General features: G+C 73.3%; 2 protein-coding genes. Both read left to right on the top strand.

The window, feature by feature from the left end:
* Positions 1-38 precede the first annotated feature (38 nt).
* Positions 39-13,964: an amino acid adenylation domain-containing protein gene (locus tag AB0E78_RS31305; RefSeq protein WP_361839550.1), complete on the top strand. Its 13,926-nt coding sequence runs from the start codon at positions 39-41 to the stop codon at positions 13,962-13,964.
* Between the two features lie 43 nt (positions 13,965-14,007).
* Entirely contained in the window at positions 14,008-20,511 is a 6,504-nt protein-coding gene (locus AB0E78_RS31300) for an amino acid adenylation domain-containing protein (RefSeq protein ID WP_361839547.1), read from the top strand.
* The last annotated feature ends 1 nt before the right edge of the window (position 20,512 follow it).

The raw sequence follows: 20,512 nt of genomic DNA, 5'->3' as shown, positions 1-20,512 counted from the left end.
AACCCGCTGCGCAGCAACTCGCTCTGAGGAGAGAAGCGATGACCCGATCCCTTGTCGAGGACGTGTGGCCGCTGTCGCCACTGCAGGAAGGGCTGCTCTTCCACGCCGCCTTCGACAGCGAGGGTCCCGACGTCTACCAGGGGCAGCGGCTGCTCGAACTGACCGGCCCACTGGACGCGGACCGGCTGCGGGCCTCATGGCAGGCACTCCTCGCCCGGCACGCCGCCCTGCGGGCGAGCTTCCGCAGGCGCAGGACCGGCGAGGCGGTGCAGGTCATCGCGCGCGACGTCGAACTGCCGTGGCGTGCGGCCGACCTCTCCGGGCTCCGGGAAGAGGACGCGTCGGCCGAGGCGGACAAGCTCGCGGGCCGGGAGCGTGCCGAGCGGTTCGACCTGGCGAAGGCGCCGCTGCTGCGGCTCCTGCTGATCAAGGTCGGCGCCGAGCGGCACCGCCTGGTGGTCACCAGCCACCACGTCCTGATGGACGGCTGGTCCATGCCGGTGCTGCTCGGCGAACTCTCGGCGGCCTATGCGGCGGGCGGCGACACCTCGGGGCTCCCGCCGGTGACGTCGTACCGGGAGTACCTGGCCTGGCTCGGCCGTCAGGACAAGGAGGCGGCGCGGGCCGCCTGGCGGGCGGAACTGGACGGGGCGGACGGGCCGACGCTGGTCGCGGCCGAGGACCCCGGCCGGTCGCCGCTACCCCCGGAGAGCCTCATCGAGGAGTTCCCCGGTGAACTGGCCGGGGGTCTGGTGCAGTTCGCCCGCGCGCATGGGCTGACGGTGAACACCGTGGTGCAGGGCGCGTGGGCGCTGGTCCTCGCGCGGCTCGCCGGGCGCACGGACGTCGTGTTCGGTGCCACCGTGGCGGGCCGGCCGATGGAGCTGCCGGGCGTCGAGTCGATGGTCGGTCTGTTCATCAACACACTGCCGGTACGCGTCCGCCTCGACGCCGGTCAGCCGGTCGCCCGGATGTTCGCCGAACTTCAGGAACGTCAGTCGTCCTTGATGGCCCATCAGCACCTCGGGCTGCCCGAGGTGCAGGGACTTGCCGACTCCAAAGGCGCGGTCTTCGACACCCTCGTGGTGTACGAGAACTATCCGAGCCCGCCCGCCGAGCCCCCGTCGCCGGACACCTTCGGGGTGCGCGTCGCTGTCGGCCAGGAGACCGCGCACTATCCCTTCACGCTGGTGGTGGCGCCCGACGGCGAGCGGATGCTCTGCAAGCTCGACTACCGCCCCGACCTGTTCGACCGCGAGACCGCCGACTCGGTGTTCGCGTGGCTGGTGCGCGTGCTCGAACAGGTGGTGGCGGATCCGGCCGTCCTCGTGGGACGGATCGGGGTGCTCGCGGCGCCGGAGCGCGGCCTGGTCGTGGAGGGATGGGGCGGCACGGCGGGGGAGGTGCCGCGCGGCCTGGTCCCGGAGCTGGTGGCCGAACGCGTGGCAGCGACGCCGGACGCACCGGCCGTCGAGGGTGAACGGTCCTTCTCGTACAGGGAGTTGTGGGAGGAGTCCGGGCATTGGGCCCGGTATCTGTCGGACACGGGGGTGCGGCGCGGTGACCGCGTCGCGGTCGTCATGGAGCGGTCGGCCGAGCTGCTGCCCATCCTGCTGGGCGTGTGGCGGGCGGGCGCCGCCTATGTGCCGGTCGACGCGGGCTTGCCGCCGGAGCGCGTGGGCTTCGTCCTAGAGGACTCGGCTCCCGTCGTCGTGCTGTGCACGGAGAAGACCCGGGCCGTCGTGCCAGGCGGTCCTGAGCCGGTCGTGGTCGACGATCCGCGCGTGCTGGGGGCCGTGCGCGCCGCGCCCGCGGCCGCCGATCCGCCGGTGCTCGTGGGCGCGGACGATGTGGCGTACGTGATGTACACGTCGGGTTCCACGGGGGTGCCCAAGGGCGTGGCCGTCTCGCACGGCAGCGTCGTGGCGCTGGTGGGGGAGCGCGGCTGGTCCGTGGGCGCGGACGACGCGGTCCTGATGCACGCCCCGCACGCCTTCGACGTGTCGCTCTTCGAAGTGTGGGTCCCGCTGGCCGCCGGAGGCCGTGTGGTCGTCGCCGGGCCGGGCGCGGTGGACGCCGAGCAGGTGAAGGAGCACGTGGCCCGCGGGGTCACATCGGTGCATCTGACCGCCGGTTCGTTCCGCGTCCTGGCAGGGGAGTCGCCCGAGTGCTTCACCGGCCTGCGCGAGGTCCTGACGGGCGGGGACGTGGTCCCGGTCGGTGCGGTGGCCCGGGTGCGCGAGGCCTGCCCCGATGTGGTCGTACGGCATCTGTACGGGCCGACCGAGGTGACCCTGTGCGCGACCTGGCGGCTCTGGGGCCCGGACGACGCCGTGGGGTCGGTGCTGCCCATCGGCCGCCCCCTGGGCAACCGGCGGGTGTTCGTCCTCGACGCGTTCCTCCAGCCGGTCCCGTCGGGAGTGACCGGGGAGCTGTATGTGGCGGGCGAGGGCCTGGCCCAGGGGTACTGGGGCCGCGCCGAGCTGACGGCGGAACGCTTCGTGGCCTGCCCGTTCGTACCGGCCGGGCGGATGTACCGCACCGGGGACCTGGTGCGCTGGTCCGACACCGGTGAGCTGCTCTTCGTCGGCCGTGCGGACGCGCAGGTCAAGGTGCGCGGCTTCCGGGTGGAGCTCGGGGAGGTGGAGGCGGCTCTCGCCGCGCACCCGGCGGTGGCGCAGGCGGTCGTGGTCGCCCGTGAGGACGGTCCGGGCGAACGCCGGCTGGTCGGCTACGTCGTGCCCGAAGGACCTGAGGGAGTGGACCCCGAACTCGTCCGCGCCCATGTGGCCAGGACGCTCCCCGACTACATGGTCCCGGCCGCCGTGCTCTCCCTGGCCGAACTCCCGGTGACCCGCAACGGCAAGGTCGACCACAAGGCCCTGCCCGCCCCCGACTTCGCGGCACGGGCGACCGGGCGCGCGCCGCGCACGGAGACCGAGGCGTCCCTCTGCGGCTTGTTCGCCGAGGTGCTCGGCCTGGAGCGGGTCGGTGTCGAGGACAGCTTCTTCGAGCTGGGCGGCGACTCGATCATGTCGATGCAACTGGTCGCGCGAGCCCGCCGGGTCGGCGTGGTGGTGACGCCTCGGCAGGTCTTCGACGAGAAGACCCCGGAGCGGCTGGCACGCGTCGCGGAAGCCGGGGGTGCCGCGCCGGCCGTGGCGCGGGCGCGCGACGCGGGTGTGGGCGACGTCCCTTGGACGCCGGTGATGCGGGAGCTGGGGGAACGCGGGCTGCGCGGTGGGTTCGCGCAGTGGATGATCGTCGGCGCCCCGGCGGATCTCGGCCGGGATGTGCTGACGGGCGGTATGGGCGCCCTGCTCGATGCGCACGACATGCTGCGGGCACGCGTGACGACCGGCGGTGACGGCCCCAAGCTGACGGTGGGGCAAAGGGGTTCGGTCTCTGCCGAAGACCTGGTCGTCCTTGTCGGTGCGCAGGACACGCCGGCGGACTCGCTGGATGACGTCGCGGTACGGGCGGCGCGCGAGGCGGTGGAAAGGCTGGACCCGGGCGCGGGTGCGCTGGTCCGAGCCGTGTGGGTGGACGCCGGTCCGGGGCGTGTCGGACGGCTGGTCCTCGTCGTGCATCACCTGGTGGTGGACGGCGTCTCGTGGCGGATCCTGCTGCCGGATCTACGTGCCGCGTGCGAGGCGGTGGCAGCAGGTCGAAAGCCGCAACTGGACCCGACCGGTACGCCGTTCAAGGCCTGGGCGGAAGCACTGGCGGAAGAGGCGACCGGCGAACGCCGGACGGCCGAACTCACCGAGTGGACCGAGCTGCTCGGCAGCACGCCCGAACAGCCTTTGGGAACACGGGGCTTGGTGCCGGAACGGGACACCGCCGGGACCATGCACCGCCGGTCGTGGACCGTGACGGCGGAGCGGGCGGCGATTTTGGTGGGTCGGGCGCCGGCGGTTTTCCACTGTGGGGTGCATGAGGTGCTGCTGTCGGCGCTGGTGGGTGCGGTGGCGCTGTGGCGGAAGGAGGCGGCTCCTGGGGTTCTGGTGGATGTGGAGGGGCATGGCCGTGTGCAGGCGGGTGAGGTGGATTTGTCGCGTACGGTGGGTTGGTTCACCAGTGTGCATCCGGTGCGTCTTGATGTCGGGGCCGTGGACGTGGGTGCGGTGGCGTCGGGTGGTCCGGCGGCCGGGGCGTTGCTGAAGGCGGTCAAGGAGCAGGCGCGGGCGATACCGGGCGACGGTCTTGGCTTCGGGCTCCTGCGTCATCTCAACCCGGACACGGCACCGCTCCTAGCGGCCTTGCCGCGTCCGCAGATCGGCTTCAACTACCTGGGCCGCTTCACCGCCGACGCGGCGAAGAACACAGTGGCCCCCTGGGAACTGGCCGGAAGCGAGGCGATCGGCGGCTCGATCGACCCCGACACACCGGCGCTGCACGCCCTGGAAGCCAGCGCCGTCGTACAGGACACCCCCGAAGGCCCCGAGCTGACCGTGACCCTGAGCTGGCCCGGCGGACTCCTCGACGATTCCGACGCGGCAGAGCTCGGCCGCGCGTGGGAGCAGGCCCTCGGCGGCCTTGCCGCGCACACCGCCGGTCCCGCGGCCGGCGGACACACCCCGTCCGACTTCCCGCTCCTCGCCCTCACGCAGCACAACGTGACGGAACTTGAGGCAGCGGAACCGCAGTTGGCCGACGTATGGCCGCTGTCGCCGTTGCAGGAAGGGATGCTGTTCCACGCCACGTTCGACGAGGAAGGCCCGGACGTCTATCAGAGTCAGCGGCTCATGGCGCTGGACGGGCCGCTGGACGTCGGCAGGCTGCGCGCCGCATGGGAGGCGCTCCTCACCCGGCACGCGGCCCTGCGGGCGAGCTTCCACCGGCCGGAGTCGGGCGAAGCGGTACAGGTCGTCGCGCGGCGCGTGGAACTCCCCTGGCGCGAGGCCGACGTGTCGGGCCTGCCGGAGGCCGAAGCGCAGGCCGAGGCCGAGCGCCTGGCCGAGCGTGAGATGGCGGAGCGCTTCGACCTGACCAGGGCGCCACTGCTGCGCCTGCTGCTCATCCGCTTCGGCGAGAACCGGCACCGCATCGCCGTCACCAGCCACCACATCCTGGTGGACGGCTGGTCCATGCCGGTCATCCTCAACGAGGTGTCCGCGCTGTACGCGGCGAACGGCGACGTGACGCACCTGAAGCCGACCGCCTCCTACCGCGACTATCTGGCCTGGCTGGAGCAGCAGGACGCGGAGGCCGCACGGGCCGCCTGGCGGGCGGAGCTGGCCGGAGCGGACGAACCGACGCTGGTGGCGCCCGCGGACCCGGGCCGGCCACCCGTCGCGCCCGAAGTCAGTTCCGCGGAGCTCTCCCCGGAGCGAACCCGGGCGCTGACCGAACTGGCCCGCGCCCATGGGCTGACGGTGAACACCGTGGTGCAGGGTGCGTGGGCGATGGTCCTCGCGCGGCTCGCCGGTCGCACGGACGTCGTGTTCGGCGGCACCGTCGCGGGGCGGCCCCCGGAGCTTCCCGACGCCGAGTCGATGATCGGGCTCTTCATCAACACCCTGCCGGTACGCGTGCGGCTCGACGCCGGTCAGCCGGTCCTGGACATGCTCGCCGAGCTCCAGGCACACCAGTCCGCTCTCATCGCCCACCAGCACCTCGGACTGTCGGAGGTCCAGCAAGTCGCAGGGCCCGGCGCGGTCTTCGACACCATGATGATGTTCGAGAACTACCCGCGGAACTCGGCCACGCTGCCCGGACCGGACGGCGGTCCCGCGGCCGACGAGGTCACGATCACCCAGCTGAGCACCCTGGCAGGGACCCACTACCCGCTGGCGGTCGGGATCGTCCCCGCCGACCGGCTCCGCGTCCTGGTCACCTACCGGCCCGATCTGATCACCAGGGAGAACTCCCTTCGGACCGCACGTCAGGTCGTACGAATCCTTGAGCAACTCCTCGCGGAGCCCGCGCTGTTGGTGGCACAGGTGAGCCCGCTGGACGCCGCCGACCGCGCAACGGTCGTGGAGGCGTGGAACGCCACGGGGGCACAAGCGCCTCGCGTGACCGTGCCTGAGCTGATCGCTGAGCGCGTGGCGTCGTCGGCGCCGGGCGCGGTGGCCGTCGAGGGCGAACGGACGGTCTCGTACGAGGAGTTGTGGGCGGAGTCGGGTCGATGGGCCGCACATCTGGTGGAGTTGGGTGTGGGCCGGGGTGACCGTGTGGCGGTGGTGACGGAGCGGTCGCCGGACCTGCCGTCGCTGCTCCTGGGCATCTGGCGGGCCGGTGCCGCCTACGTGCCGGTGGACGTGGGGTGGCCGGCGGAACGGGTCGCCTTCGTCGTGGACGACGCGGCTCCGGCGGCAGTGGTGTGCTCGTCGCGGAGCCGAGGAGGGGTGCCGGACATCGCTGCCGCCCCCGTCGTGGTCCTTGACGACTCTCGGACGCGGGTGGCGCTGGCGGCGTACGGGACCAACGGCCCGATCGTCCCGGTGACCGCACACGATGTGGCGTACGTGATGTACACGTCGGGGTCCACGGGCACCCCCAAGGGCGTCGCCGTGCCGCACGGGAGCGTGGCGGCGCTGGTGGGGGAGCGCGGCTGGTCCGTGGGCACGGACGACGCGGTCCTGATGCACGCCCCGCACGCCTTCGACGTGTCGCTCTACGAGATGTGGGTCCCCCTCGCCTCCGGTGGCCGTGTGGTCATGGCAGAGCACGGAGTGGTGGACGCCCAGCGGATGCGCGAGCACGTGAAACGCGGGGTGACGTCCGTCCATGCCACGGCCGGCCAGTTCCGCGCCCTGACGGAGGAGACACCCGACTGCTTCACCGGGCTGCGCGAGGTGCTGACCGGCGGCGACGTCGTCCCGGCCGCATCGGTGGCCCGGCTGCGGGAGGTCTGCCCGGATGTCACCGTCCGGCACATGTACGGCCCGACCGAGGTGACCCTCTGCGCGACCTGGCACGTGCTGGAGCCGGGCGACGCGATGGACTCCGTACTGCCGATCGGGCGTCCGATGGAGGGGCGGCGGACCTACGTCCTTGACGCGTTCCTGCAGCCGGTGGCGCCGGGCGTGACCGGTGAACTGTACGTGGCGGGTGCCGGGTTGGCGCAGGGCTACCGGGATCGCCCGGGCCCGACCGCCGAACGGTTCGTGGCCTGCCCGTACGCACCCGGCGAGCGGATGTACCGCACCGGCGACCTGGTGCGCTGGACCGAGGACGGGGAGCTGCTCTTCGTCGGGCGCGCGGACGCGCAGGTCAAGATCCGTGGCTACCGGGTGGAGCTGGGCGAGGTGGAGGCGGCCCTGGCCGCCCACCCCGCCGTGGCCCAGGCCGTGGTCGTCGCCCGCGAGGACCGGCAGGCGGAGCGCCGCCTCGTCGGCTACGTGGTCCCGGACGGCAGCGGCCCGCCGCCGGACCCCGAGCTCGTCCGTGCCCATGTCGCCGCGACGCTGCCCGAGTACATGGTCCCCACCGCCGTCCTCACCCTGGAAACCCTCCCGGTGACCCGCAACGGCAAGGTCGACCGCGACGCCCTGCCCGCCCCCGACTTCGCGGGCAAGGTCACCGGGCGTGAACCGCGCACGGAGGCCGAGGCGGTCCTGTGCGCGCTGACGGCCGAGTTGCTGGGCCTGGAACGGGTGGGGCCCGACGACAGCTTCTTCGAGCTGGGCGGCGACTCGATCATGTCGATGCAACTGGTCGCCCGTGCCCGCCGCGCGAACCTGCTCCTCAAGGCACAGGACGTCTTCGAGCACGAGACCCCCGCGGGCCTCGCGGCCGTGGCCCGGCAGGTCGGCGCGGAGACGGCCACCGCGGCATCGGGTATCGGTGACGTCCCCTGGACGCCCGTGATGCGAGCGCTGGGCGAGCGCGGCCTGCGCGGCAGGTTCGCGCAGTGGACGATCGTCGGCGCCCCCGCAGGTCTTGGCCGGGATGTGCTGGCCGGTGCCGTGGGAGCCGTCCTCGACACGCACGACATGCTGCGGGCCCGCGCCACGGCAGGCGGGGGAGCCGGCGAGCACGGCTCGGACGGACCCAGGCTGTCCGTGGGGCCGCGTGGCTCCGTCGATGCCGCGTCCCTGGTCACGCGCGTCGACGCGACGGGCGCACCGGCCGAAGCGCTGGACGAGCTCGCGGACGAGGCGGCCCGTGCGGCCACCGAGCGCCTCGACCCCTCGGCGGGTGTACTGCTCCAGGCCGTCTGGGTGGACGCCGGTGAGGAGCGGGCCGGCCGACTGGCCCTCGTCGTGCACCACTTGGTGGTCGACGGACTGTCGTGGCGCATCCTCGTCCCCGATCTGCGGATCGCCTGCGAGGCGTTGGCGGCCGGACAGCAGCCGGAGCTCGACACGGTGGGCACGTCGTTCAAGCAGTGGACGGACGTCCTGGTCACGGAGGCCGCCGCCGAAGCCCGGACCGCCGAGCTCGCGGACTGGACCGCTCTGCTCGGCCCGGCCGAACTCCCGCTCGGCAAGCGGCAACTGGACCCGGCACTCGACACCGCGGCCACCATGCGCCGCCGCTCGTGGACCGTGCCGCCGCACCTCGCGAGCACTCTTGCGGGCGCCACACCGGCGCTGTTCCACTGCGGAGTGCACGAGGTGCTCCTGTCGACGCTCGCGGGCGCGGTCACGCAATGGCGCGGCGCGAGCGGTTCCGTACTCCTCGACGTGGAGGGCCACGGCAGGGAGCCGCTCGCGGGCGCCGAACTCTCCCGCACGGTCGGCTGGTTCACCACCACCCACCCCGTCCGTCTGGACGCGGCCGGGATCGACCTGGCCGAGGCACGGACCGGCGGCCCGGCGGCCGGAACGCTCCTGAAGACCGTCAAGGAGCAGGCGCGGACGATACCGGCCGACGGGCTCGGCTTCGGCCTCCTGCGCCACCTGAACCCCGACACCGCACCAGCCATGGCGGCCCTGCCGACCCCGCAGATCGGCTTCAACTACCTGGGCCGGTTCATGGCGGAGACAGCGGCGGGCCCGGTCGCCCCCTGGCAGCTCGCAGGCGGTGAGGCGATCGGCGGCTCGGTCGACCCGGACATGCCCGCCCTGCACGCCCTGGAGGCGGGTGCCGCCGTGCAGGACACCCCCGAGGGGCCGCAGCTGACGGTCACGCTGACGTGGCCCAGCGGCGTGATCGAGGAGCCGGAGGCGGAGCACCTCGCCCGGCTCTGGCTCGACCTGCTCGCCGGTCTGGCCGCCCACACCACCGCCCCCCCGCCCGATGCCGCCACCGGCTCCACCGCGGGCGGACACACCCCCTCCGACTTCTCGCTCCTCGACCTCGCGCAGCACGAGGTCGACGAACTCGAAGCAGCGGTATCGGAGTTGGCCGACGTGTGGCCGCTCTCTCCGTTGCAGGAAGGGCTGCTGTTCCACGCGGGATTCGACGAGCAGGGACCGGACCTCTACGAAGGGCTGCGCGTACTCGACCTGGAGGGGCCGCTGGACGTGGACCGGCTGCGGGCCTCATGGGAGGCCATCCTCAGCCGGCACCCGATCCTGCGGGCCAGCTTCCACCGGCGTGCGTCGGGCCAGGCGGTGCAGGCCATCGCCCGGTCAGTGGAACTCCCCTGGCACGAGGTCGACCTGTCGGCACTCCCGGCACCGGAGGCCCGCGCCGCTCTCGACCGGATCGTCGAGGAAGAGCGTGCCCGCCGACTGGACGTGACGGTGGCCCCGCTGCTGCGCCTGCTGCTGATCCGTCTCGGCGAGAACCGGCATGCCCAGGTGGTCATCAACCACCACATCGTCACCGACGGCTGGTCGCTGCCGGTGCTCATCGCCGAGATGTCCGAGATCTACGCGGCAGGCGGCGACGGCCGTGCCCTGCCCGCCGCGACCTCGTACCGGGAGTACCTGGCCTGGCTGGAACGGCAGGACAAGGAGGTGGCGCGCGAGGCCTGGCGCAGGGAGTTCGCGGGCGCGGACGAACCGACGCTGACGGTGCCCGAGGATCCCTCCGCCGCGCCGGCCGTGCCGGAACGCGTGCCTTTCGAGTTCGGCGAGGAACTCACCCGCGGTGTCGTCGGCCTGGCGCGCGGACACGGCCTGACGGTGAACACCGTCGTGCAGGGCGCCTGGGCGCTCCTCCTCGCCCGGCTCGTCGGACGTACGGACGTGGTGTTCGGCGCGACGGCGGCCGGGCGGCCCGCCGAGCTGCCCCGCGTGGAGTCGATGGTCGGCCTGTTCATCAACACGCTCCCCGTCCGGGTCGATCTGGCGGCGGAGCAGTCGGTCGCCGCGATGCTGACCGGGCTCCAGGAGCGGCAGGTCGCGCTCATGTCCCACCAGCACATCGGCCTCTCCGAGATCCGCGGGCTCGCGGGCCCCGGCGCCGCCTTCGACACGCTCGTCGTGTACGAGAACTACCCGCGCCCGCCGCTCCGTGAGCCCTCGCCCGACACCCTGTCCATCCTCCCCGGCGGCACACCGCAGGACACGGGCCACTACCCCCTGACGCTGATCGCGGTGCCCGGCGATCGCCTGCATGGCGAATTCATCTACCGGCCCGGCGTGTTCGACCGTGCCTGGGCCGAGGAGATGGTGGCGGCACTGGGCTGCGTGCTCGAAGGGATGGCCGCCGATCCGTCGGCGCCCGTCGCACGGGTGGGCGTCCTGGGCGGGACGCGCCGCGAGCTCGTCGTCGGCGAGTGGAACCGCACGCGGGTCCTCGTGGCCGCCGAGCCATTGCCCGAGCTCTTCCGGCGGCAGGTGGCGCGGTCGCGCGATGCCGTCGCCCTGGTGTCGGGCGAGCGGACGCTGTCGTACGGAGAGCTGGAGGCCGAAGCGGGACGCTGGGCCCGCCGTCTGATCGCGGCGGGCGTGGGTCCTGAGCGCCGCGTGGCCGTGCTGGCACCCGGATCGGCGGCGACGGTGGTGTCCCTCCTCGCGGTGTCCATGGCGGGCGGCGTCTTCGTACCGGTGGACCCGGGATACCCGCGCGAGCGCGTCGCGTTCGTGCTCGCGGACGCGGACCCGGCGGTGGTGCTGTGCACGCGGGAGACGCGTGCCTTGGTGCCGGACGGGTTCGCGGGTCACCTGATCGTCACCGACGACCCGGAGGCCACCACGGCAGTCGCCGAACAGACGGCCGGACCCGTCGACGACGCGGAACGCACCGGACCGCTGGGCGCGGACAACGCGGCCTACGTGATCTACACCTCGGGGTCGACCGGCACGCCGAAGGGCGTGGTCGTGCCGCACGCGGGGCTCGCCAATCTGGCGCGGGCGCAGATCGAGCGGTTCGCGGTGGGGCCGGACGCGAGGGTGCTCCAGTTCGCTTCGCCGAGCTTCGACGCGGCGGTCTCCGAACTGTGCATGGCGCTGCTCTCGGGAGGCACCCTCGTGGTTCCGGGTGCGGACGCCCTGCCGCCCCACGTGCCGCTCGGACAGGCGGCCCGCACCTGGGGGGCGACCCATGTGACGGTGCCCCCGAGCGTCCTCGCGGTGGAGGAGGAACTCCCCGCGGAACTGCGGACGTTGGTGGTCGCGGGCGAGACGTGTCCCCCGGCGCTCGTCGACCGGTGGTCCACGGGACGGCGCATGGTGAACGCGTACGGGCCCACCGAGCTGACCGTGTGCGCGGCCATGAGCGCGCCCTTGTCGGCGGACGAGGGAACGGGCCGGGACGCGGTGCCGATCGGCCGCCCGATGGCCAACGTCCAGGTGTACGTCCTGGACCGCTTCCTCCAGCCCGTCCCGCCGGGAACGCCGGGCGAGCTGTACGTCACGGGCGCGGGAGTGGCCCGCGGATACTGGGCGCGGCCCGGTCTTACCGCCGAGCGGTTCGTGGCGTGCCCGTACGTGCCCGGCGAGCGGATGTACCGCACCGGCGACCTGGTGCGCTGGACCGACGACGGCGAACTCGTCTTCATCGGGCGCGCGGATGCCCAGGTGAAGGTGCGCGGCCACCGGATCGAACCGGGCGAGGTCGAGGCGGTCATCGCCGCGCACCCCGGGGTCGCCCAGGCGGTGGTCGTGGCGCGCGACGACCGCAGGGCCGGCGAGCACCAGCTGGTGGCGTACGTCGTCGCCGACCCCACGGAGGCGTGGCAGACCGATCAGCTCATGGCAGCCTTGCGCGATGCCGCGGCCGAGCGGCTGCCCGCCTCGATGGTCCCGTCCGCGTTCGTCCCGCTGGAGCGGCTGCCCCTCACCGCGAACGGGAAGGTGGACCGGCGTGCGCTGCCCGCCCCCGACTTCGCGGGGAAGGTCTCGGGAAGGGAGCCGCGCACGGAGACGGAGGCCCTGCTGTGCGGCCTGTTCGCCGAGGTGCTCAACCTGGAACGGGTCGGTGTCACGGACAGCTTCTTCGAGCTGGGCGGCGACTCGATCTCCTCGATGCAACTGGCCTCCCGCGCCCGCCGCTCCGGCCTCGTGGTGACACCCCGGCAGATCTTCGAGGAGAAGACCCCGGAGCGCCTCGCCACCGTGGCGGAAACGGTCGACGGCTCCGGCCACACCGCCGTCGAGGACATCGGCGTCGGCGAGGTGCCCCTGACCCCGGTGATGCGGGAGCTCGGCGAGCCCGCGCTCCGGCCGCGGTTCGCGCAGTGGGCGGTCATCGGCGCCCCGGCCGGCCTCGGACACGACGTACTCCTGACCGGCGTGGGCGCGGTCATCGACACCCACGACATGCTGCGCGCACGCGTGGTCACGGCGGACGACGACGGCACAAACGGCGACGTGACCGAACCGCGGCTCGTCGTCGGCGAACGAGGATCCGTTGACCCGGCGACCGTGGTGACCCGGGTGGCCGCCGAGGACGCGGCGGACGGATCACTGGACGAGATCGCCGAACGTGCGGCGAAGGAGGCCGCCGAGCGCCTCGACCCCGCGACGGGCGCGATGTTCCAGGTCGTGTGGGTGGACGCGGGCCCGGCACGGACCAGCCGACTGGTCCTGATGGTCCACCACCTGGCCGTGGACGGAATGTCCTGGCGGATCCTGGTGCCCGACCTGGCCCTCGCCTGCGAGGCCGCGGCGGCGGGCCAGGAACCCGTGCTCGACCCGGTGGGGACCTCCTTCAGGCGCTGGGCGAACCTCCTGTCGGCACAGGCGACGGGACCGGACCGCGTGGCGGAGCTCGACGCGTGGACGGCCCTCCTCGACGGCACCGAGCCGCTCATCGGCCGACGTGCGCTCGACCCGGCGGTGGACACCGCCGAGACCACGCGCCGCGTGTCCTGGCAGGTCCCACGGAGGGATGCCGCCACGCTGGCGGGCCGCACCCCCGCGCTGTTCCACTGCGGGGTCCACGAGGTGCTCCTGGCGACGCTCGCGGGCGCGGTCACGCACTGGCGCGGCGAGGGCGGGCCCGTACTCCCCGACCCCGTACTCCTCGACATCGAGGGCCACGGCCGTGAACCGGTCGAAGGCGCCGAACTCTCGCGCACCGTGGGCTGGTTCACCAGCACGCACCCGCTCCGCCTCGCCGTCGCCGACGTGGACCTGACAGAAGCGGCAGACGGCGGTCCGGCCGCCGGAGCACTCCTGAAGGCGGTCAAGGAACAGGCACGGGCGGTGCCCGGCGACGGCCTCGGATACGGCCTGCTGCGCCACCTGAACCCCGACACGGGCCCCGTGCTTGCCGCCTTGCCCGGCCCGCAGATCGGCTTCAACTACCTGGGCCGGTTCACCGCAGGTGACCCGTCCGACGGCCGTACGGTCGCGGCCTGGCAGATGGCCGGGGACACGGCGATCGGCGGCTCGGCCGACCCGGACATGCCGTCCATGCACGCGCTGGAAGCGGGCGCGGCCATCGTGGACACTGCTGACGGGCCCGAGCTGACCGTCTCGCTCAGCTGGGCGGGCCGCGCCGTCGACAACACCGCGGCGGAACGCATCGGACAGCTCTGGCTGGACATGCTCGGCGGTCTCGCCGCCCACACCACCGATCCCACGGCCGGTGGACACACGCCGTCCGACTTCCCCCTCCTCGGCCTCGCGCAGAGCCAGATCGAGGAGCTCGAAGCCGGATTCAACCCGCACTGAAGCCCTGAGGCTCCGAGGCAACGAAGCTCCGAGGAGAGAAGAGATGACCCGATCACCGGTCGAGGACGTGTGGCCGCTGTCGCCGCTCCAGGAAGGACTGCTCTTCCACGCCGCCTTCGACGACCAGGGCCCGGACGTGTACACCGTGCAGTCCGCACTCGACATCGACGGCCCCGTGGACGCGGGCCGGTTGCGGGCATCGTGGGAGGCGCTCCTGGCCCGGCATGCCGCACTGCGTGCCTGCTTCCGGCAGGTGAGCGGCGCGCAGATGGTGCAGGTCATCGCGCGGGACGTGGCGCTGCCCTGGCGTACGGAGGATGTGTCGGACCTCGGCGGGTCCGCACAGGGGGCCGCTCTGGAACGCCTCGCGGAGAGCGAACGGGCCCAGGCCTTCGACCTGGCGGCGCCACCGCTGCTGCGCCTCCTCCTGATCCGGACCGGCGAGCACCGGTACCGGCTGGTCATCACCAGCCACCACATCCTGATGGACGGCTGGTCGGCGCCGATCCTCATCGGTGAGCTCGCCGAGATCTACGCGGCGGGCGGCGACGCCTCCCGGCTCGGCCGCACGACCTCCTACGGCGAGTATCTGAAGTGGCTCGGCCGCCAGGACACGGCAGCCGCGAAGGACGCCTGGCAGGCGGCACTCGCGGGCACCGACGAACCGACCCTGGTGGCACCAGCCGTCCCCGACCGGCTCCCCGTCTTCCCCGAGAACGTGACCGAAGACCTCCCCGAGAAGGCCACGCGGGGCGTGACGGAGCTGGCCCGCGCCAACGGCCTGACGGTCAACACCGTGGTGCAGGGCGCGTGGGCGCTGGTCCTTGCGCGGCTGGCCGGGCGCACGGACGTCGTGTTCGGCGCGACGGTGGCGGGCCGTCCTCCCGAGCTGCCGGGCGTGGAATCAATGGTCGGGCTGCTCATCAACACGCTGCCCGTGCGCGTACAAATCCACGGTGATCAGCCGGTGTTGGAGATGTTCCGCGACATTCAGGAACAGCAGTCCGCTCTGATGGCACATCAGCACCTGGGCCTCCCGCAGATCCTGAAGGCGGCGGGCCCGGGAGCGGGCTTCGACACGCTCCTGGTGTTCGAGAGCTTCCCCCAGCCTCCGGCCGCCGCCGCGTCGCCGGACAGCGGGAGCCTCTCGCTCAGGCCGGCGGGGTTCACCCGCGAGGCCGCGCACTATCCGCTGACGCTGGTCGTCGGCCCCGCCGAACGCCTGCATCTGAAGCTCGAGTACCGGCCGGACCTGTTCGACCGAGGTGTCGCCGCGGCGGCGCTCGCCTCGCTGGTCCGGATCCTTGAACAAGTGGTCGCCGATCCCACGGTGGTGGTGGGACGCGTCGGGGCGATGGCGGCAGTCGAGCGCGGTGCGGTGCTGCGGTCCCCGCAGGCGGTGGTGCCGGAGCTGATCGCCGGGCGCGTGGTCTCGTCGCCGCGCGCGGTGGCTGTCCAGGGCGAACGAGCGCTCTCGTACGGGGAGTTGTGGGCGGAGTCCGGCCGCTGGGCCCAGTACTTGTCGGGCATGGGGGTGCGGCGCGGCGATCGCGTCGGGGTGGTGATGGAGCGGTCGCCGGACCTGCTGGCCCTGCTCCTGGGAATCTGGCGTACGGGTGCCGCCTATGTGCCGGTGGACGCGGGCTGGCCGAGGGAGCGCGTGGCGTACGTCCTGGAGGACGCGGCTCCGGTGCGCGTGGTGTGCACGCGGGAGTGCCGGGACGTGCTGCCGGAGCAGGCCGCGGCGCGATCGGTGGTCCTGGACGACCCTCAGGTGCGGGCGACGCTGGCGGCGTGCGGAACCGACCAGCCCATGGTCCAGGTGGCCGCGCAGGACGTGGCGTACGTGATGTACACGTCGGGCTCGACGGGTGAGCCGAAGGGCGTGGCGGTGCCGCACGGAAGCGTGGCCGCGCTGGTGGGGGAGCGCGGTTGGTCCATGAGCACGGACGACGCGGTCCTCATGCACGCCCCGCACGCCTTCGACGCGTCGCTCTACGAGATCTGGGTCCCGCTGGTCGCGGGCGGCCGCGTCGTGGTCGCCGATCCCGGCGTGGTGGACGCCCAGCAGGTGCGCGAGCACGTGAAGGGCGGCGTCACGGCGGTGCATCTGACCGCCGGGTCGTTCCGGGTGCTCGCGGAGGAGTGGCCCGACTGCTTCGCGGGACTGCGCGAGGTGCTGACCGGCGGTGACGTCGTCCCGGCCGCATCGGTGGCCCGCGTGCGCGAGGTCTGCCCGGACGTCACCGTCCGCCACCTGTACGGCCCGACGGAGACGACCTTGTGCGCGACCTGGCACGTGCTGAGGCCGGGCGACGCGATGGACCCCGTACTCCCGATCGGAAGCGCGCTGCCCCACCGCCGCGCCTTCGTCCTCGACGCGTTCCTCCGGCCCCTGCCGCCGGGCGTGACCGGCGAACTCTACCTGGCGGGCGCGGGGTTGGCGCAGGGCTACCGGAACGGGCAGGGCCTGACCGCCGAGCGGTTCGTGGCGTGCCCGTACGCACCCGGCGAGCGGATGTACCGCACCGGCGACCTGGTGCGCGCGACCGGGGACGGGGAACTGCTCTTCGTCGACCGCGCGGACGCGCAGGTCAAGATCCGTGGCTTCCGGGTGGAGCTCGGTGAGGTGGAAGCGGCGCTGGCCGCCCATCCCGCCGTGGCCCAGGCCGTGGTCGTAGCCCGCGAGGACGGCCCGGGCGAGCGCCGCCTCGTCGGCTACGTCGTACCCGAGGGGACGGAGACCATAGACCCACAGCTCGTCCGCGCCCACGCGGCCGAGATCCTGCCCGACTACATGGTCCCGGCCGCCGTGCTGGCCCTGGGCGCCCTGCCCGTGACCCGCAACGGCAAGGTCGACCGCAAGGCCCTGCCCGCCCCCGACTTCGCCGAGCGCGTGTCGGGCGGCAAGCCCCAGACGGCGGCCGAGGAAACCCTGTGCCGGCTGTTCGCCGAGGTGCTCGACCTGGAGCGGGTGGGACCCGACGACAGCTTCTTCGACCTGGGCGGCGACTCGGGCCTTGCGATGCGCCTCGCGGGACGGATCCGCGAAGAGTTCGACGCGGAGCTCGGCATCCGGCAGTTCTTCGGCTCACCGACACCGGTGGGGGTGGCCCGGCTGCTCGCCACCAAGGCGCGGCCCGTGCTGCAGCCGGTCGAGAACCGCGACGAAGTCCCGGTCACCGCAGGGCAGTTCCGGACCTGGCTGATGTCCCGGCTCGACGACGAGGCGGGCACCGACCGCATCCCGGTGGCGCTGCGGCTCAGCGGCGAGCTCGACCAGGAGGCGCTGTGGGCGGCTCTCGGCGATGTCGCCTCGCGGCACGAGATCCTGCGCACCACTTTTGACGGAGAGCGCGGCGGCATGAGGCAGCGCGTCCTGGACGCCGCCGTGTCCCGTCCGGCGCCGGCCGTCGTGCCGGCGACCGAGGCGGAGCTGCCGGAGCTGCTGGCCGCCCGCGCCGGGCAACCGTTCGACCTCGGCCGGGAGTCGCCCTGGACGCAGACGCTCCTGCGTCTCTCGGACTCCGATCACGTGCTGCTCCTGGTGGTGCACCGGATCGCCGCCGACGACGCATCGCTCGACGTCCTGGTCCGTGACCTGGCGACCGCGTACGGCGCGCGCCGCGAGGGTCGCGTACCGGAACGGGCCCCGCTGCCCCTCCAGTTCGCCGACTACGCGCTCTGGGAGCGGCAACTCCTCCAGGGCGAGCAGGAACCCGAGAGCCTGGTCAACGACCAACTCGCCTACTGGCAGGACGCGTTGGCGGGAATCGACCCCGAGATCGCGCTGCCCGCCGACCGGCCGCGGCCCGCCGTCGCCTCGCACCGGGCGGGCACCGTCCCGCTGCACCTCGACGCCGAGGCGCACGGCCGCCTCGCCGACCTGGCCGAGGACGACGGGACGACGACGTTCATGGTGGTGCAGGCGGCCCTCGTGATGCTGCTCGCCCGGCTCGGCGCCGGCACCGACGTCACCATCGGCACGCGGATACCGCGCCGCGACGAATCCGGCCTCGAAACGCTGGTGGGCCCCTTCGCCGGGGCGCTCGCCCTGCGCACCGACGCGTCCGGCGACCCCACGTTCCGCGAGCTGCTCGGCCGGGTGCTGACGGGCAATCAAGAGGCACGCGAACACCGCGACGTGCCCTTCGAGCGCCTCGTGGACGCCCTGGAGCTGCCGCCCTCGCTCGCACGCCACCCGGTGTTCCAGGTGCTCCTCGAGGTCGACGACAGCGTCGCCGAGCCGTGGGACCCCTGGGAGCTGCCCGGTCTGCGCACCGCCCGCCTGGGGGCGGGCGCGGAATCCACCGAGCTCGACCTGTCCTTCAGCCTCACGGAACGGTACGAGCCGGACGGCGACCTCGGCGGCATCGACGGGCAGCTCCGTTACGCCACCGAGCTGTTCGATGACCCCACCGCGCAGACACTCGCGCGGCGGTTCATCCGGGTCCTGGAGCAGGTGACCGCCGATCCCGAGCGACGCCTGAGCGCGGTCGACGTCCTGCTCGACGCCGACGAGGCCCGCCGCCTCGTGGCGGGCGGGAACGACACCGCGGCCGGACGCCCGGCACGCACCGTGGTGGAGATGCTGGCCGAGCAGACGGCACGTACGCCCCACACGGTCGCCGTCACGGATCCGCGGGGCTCCCTGACGTACGAGGCGTTGGACGCCGCCGCGGGGCGGCTCGCCCGGCGGCTGGCCGAGCGGGGGGCGGGCCCGGAGAGCGTCGTCGCCGTGGCGCAGCCCACCGGTAACGCGCTGGCCGTCGCGCTGCTCGGCGTACTGAAAGCCGGAGCGGCCGTCACCTTCGCCGAGCATCCCGCGAGCCCTTCGGCCGCAGGCGCTCCCGCCGCCGGCGGAATCCTGGTCTGCTCCGAGGCGGCCGCCTCGGCGATGCCCGCCGACGCCACCACGCAGGTCGTGGTCCTCGACGAACCGGCGCGGGACGAGACCGACGGGCTGCCGGAGGAGACTCTTTCCGCCCGGCCCGCCCTTCTGGGGCACGCGGCTCTCGTCATCGCGGGCGCCGTCCTGGAACACCGCACGCTCGCCTCCCACACGACGTACCGCATGCATGCCTCCCCGGCGTTGGGAGCGACACCGCTGCTGGACGCGAGGGCCCCGTCCGCGGCGCTCGTGACGCCCCTGCTCGCGGCACTCTGCGCGGGAGGGAGCGTGCGGCTCGGTACACCCGGTCAGGACTTCGCGGCCGAGGAGCCCGGGACCCTGGTGGTCACCACCCCCGAGCTGCTCGAAGCCGCCCCCGAGGCCCTGGTCGTCGACCTGGCGGGCGAGCCGCGGACCCTGGACCAGTTGCGGGAGCGGCGGGAGCGGCACCCCTCGGCACCGTTGGTGTGCGGCTACGGAGTGCCCGAGACGGGCGGGGTCTGGCTGGAGGACCGGACGGGCCCCGGGACGACCGGGGTGTGGGAGCCCCGCACCGGCAGCCCGGTCCCGAACACCCGCGCCCTCGTGCTCGACGAATGCCTGCGCCCGGTACCGCCGGGTGTCACGGGCGACCTGTACCTGGCGGGCGTCCTGCTGGCCCGCGGCTACGCGGACGGCCCGGGACGCACGGGGGAACGGTTCGTCGCGTGCCCCTTCGGCGCCGCGGGCGAGCGCATGTTCCGTACCGGCGAACGGGCGAAGCGGACGACCACGGGACGCATCGCCGTCCAGCCCGAGGAGCAGGCGTGGAAGCGGGACACCGGCGCGGGGCGGCGCCTCGGCAGGAGCCGGGGCGACCTGGGTGTCCTGCTGCCCCTGCGGCCGGAAGGCAGCCGCCCTCCGCTGTTCTGCCTGCACACCGGCATGGGCCTGAGCTGGACGTACGCCGCTCTCCTGCCGCACCTTCCGCAGGACCAGCCGGTGTACGGGATACAGGCGCGGGGGATCGCCCGGCCCGGTGAACTGCCGGGCAGCATCGAGGAGATGGCGGCCGACTACGCGGACGAGATCCGCGCCGTTCAACCCGTCGGCCCCTACCGCCTCCTGGGTTGGTCCATCGGCGGGACCATCGCCCAGGCCGTCGCCGCCCGCCTCGAGGAACTGGGCGAAGAAGTGGCGCTCCTGGCGCTGCTGGACGCCTACCCCGGCAGCGGCGCCGCCAAGTCGCGGTTCCGCGGCGAGGAGGGACAGGAGTCGGAGGGCTACGGAGTGCTGCGGCAGGGAGAGGGCGCCGACGTGTCCTCCCTCTACCGGTCGTCGGGCATGAGCGAGCAGGCCCTCTCCAATCTGGAGACGGTCGTCCGCAACATGTCGGGGTTCGCGCCGGATCACACCCCTCGCCCCTCCCGCGGTGACCTGCTGCTCTTCGTGGCGGCCGCCGACCGGACCGAGGAGCGGACCGTGGCGGACGCCGTCGCGAGCTGGCGCCCCTACATCGAGGGCGACATCGAGACGCACGAAGTACCCGTCGGCCATTACGACATGCTCAAACCAGAAGCCCTGACGCGCGTCACGCGCGTCCTCACGCGGAAACTCGGCGCAGCGAATCCCGGCCGCCGCACATCAACCCGGAACCCAGCAACCGAAAAGGACTGAA

The sequence above is a fragment of the Streptomyces sp. NPDC032198 genome, assembly GCF_040636975.1.
In the GTDB taxonomy this organism is placed as follows: Bacteria; Actinomycetota; Actinomycetes; order Streptomycetales; family Streptomycetaceae; genus Streptomyces.
Note: the sequence above shows the minus strand (reverse complement) of the source record. Positions and strands in the feature narration are given on the sequence as shown.

Coding starts and splice junctions, on each gene's coding strand:
- AB0E78_RS31305 (WP_361839550.1), top strand. CDS start 39: ATGACCCGATCCCTTGTCGAGGACGTGTGGCCGCTGTCGCCACTGCAG.
- AB0E78_RS31300 (WP_361839547.1), top strand. CDS start 14,008: ATGACCCGATCACCGGTCGAGGACGTGTGGCCGCTGTCGCCGCTCCAG.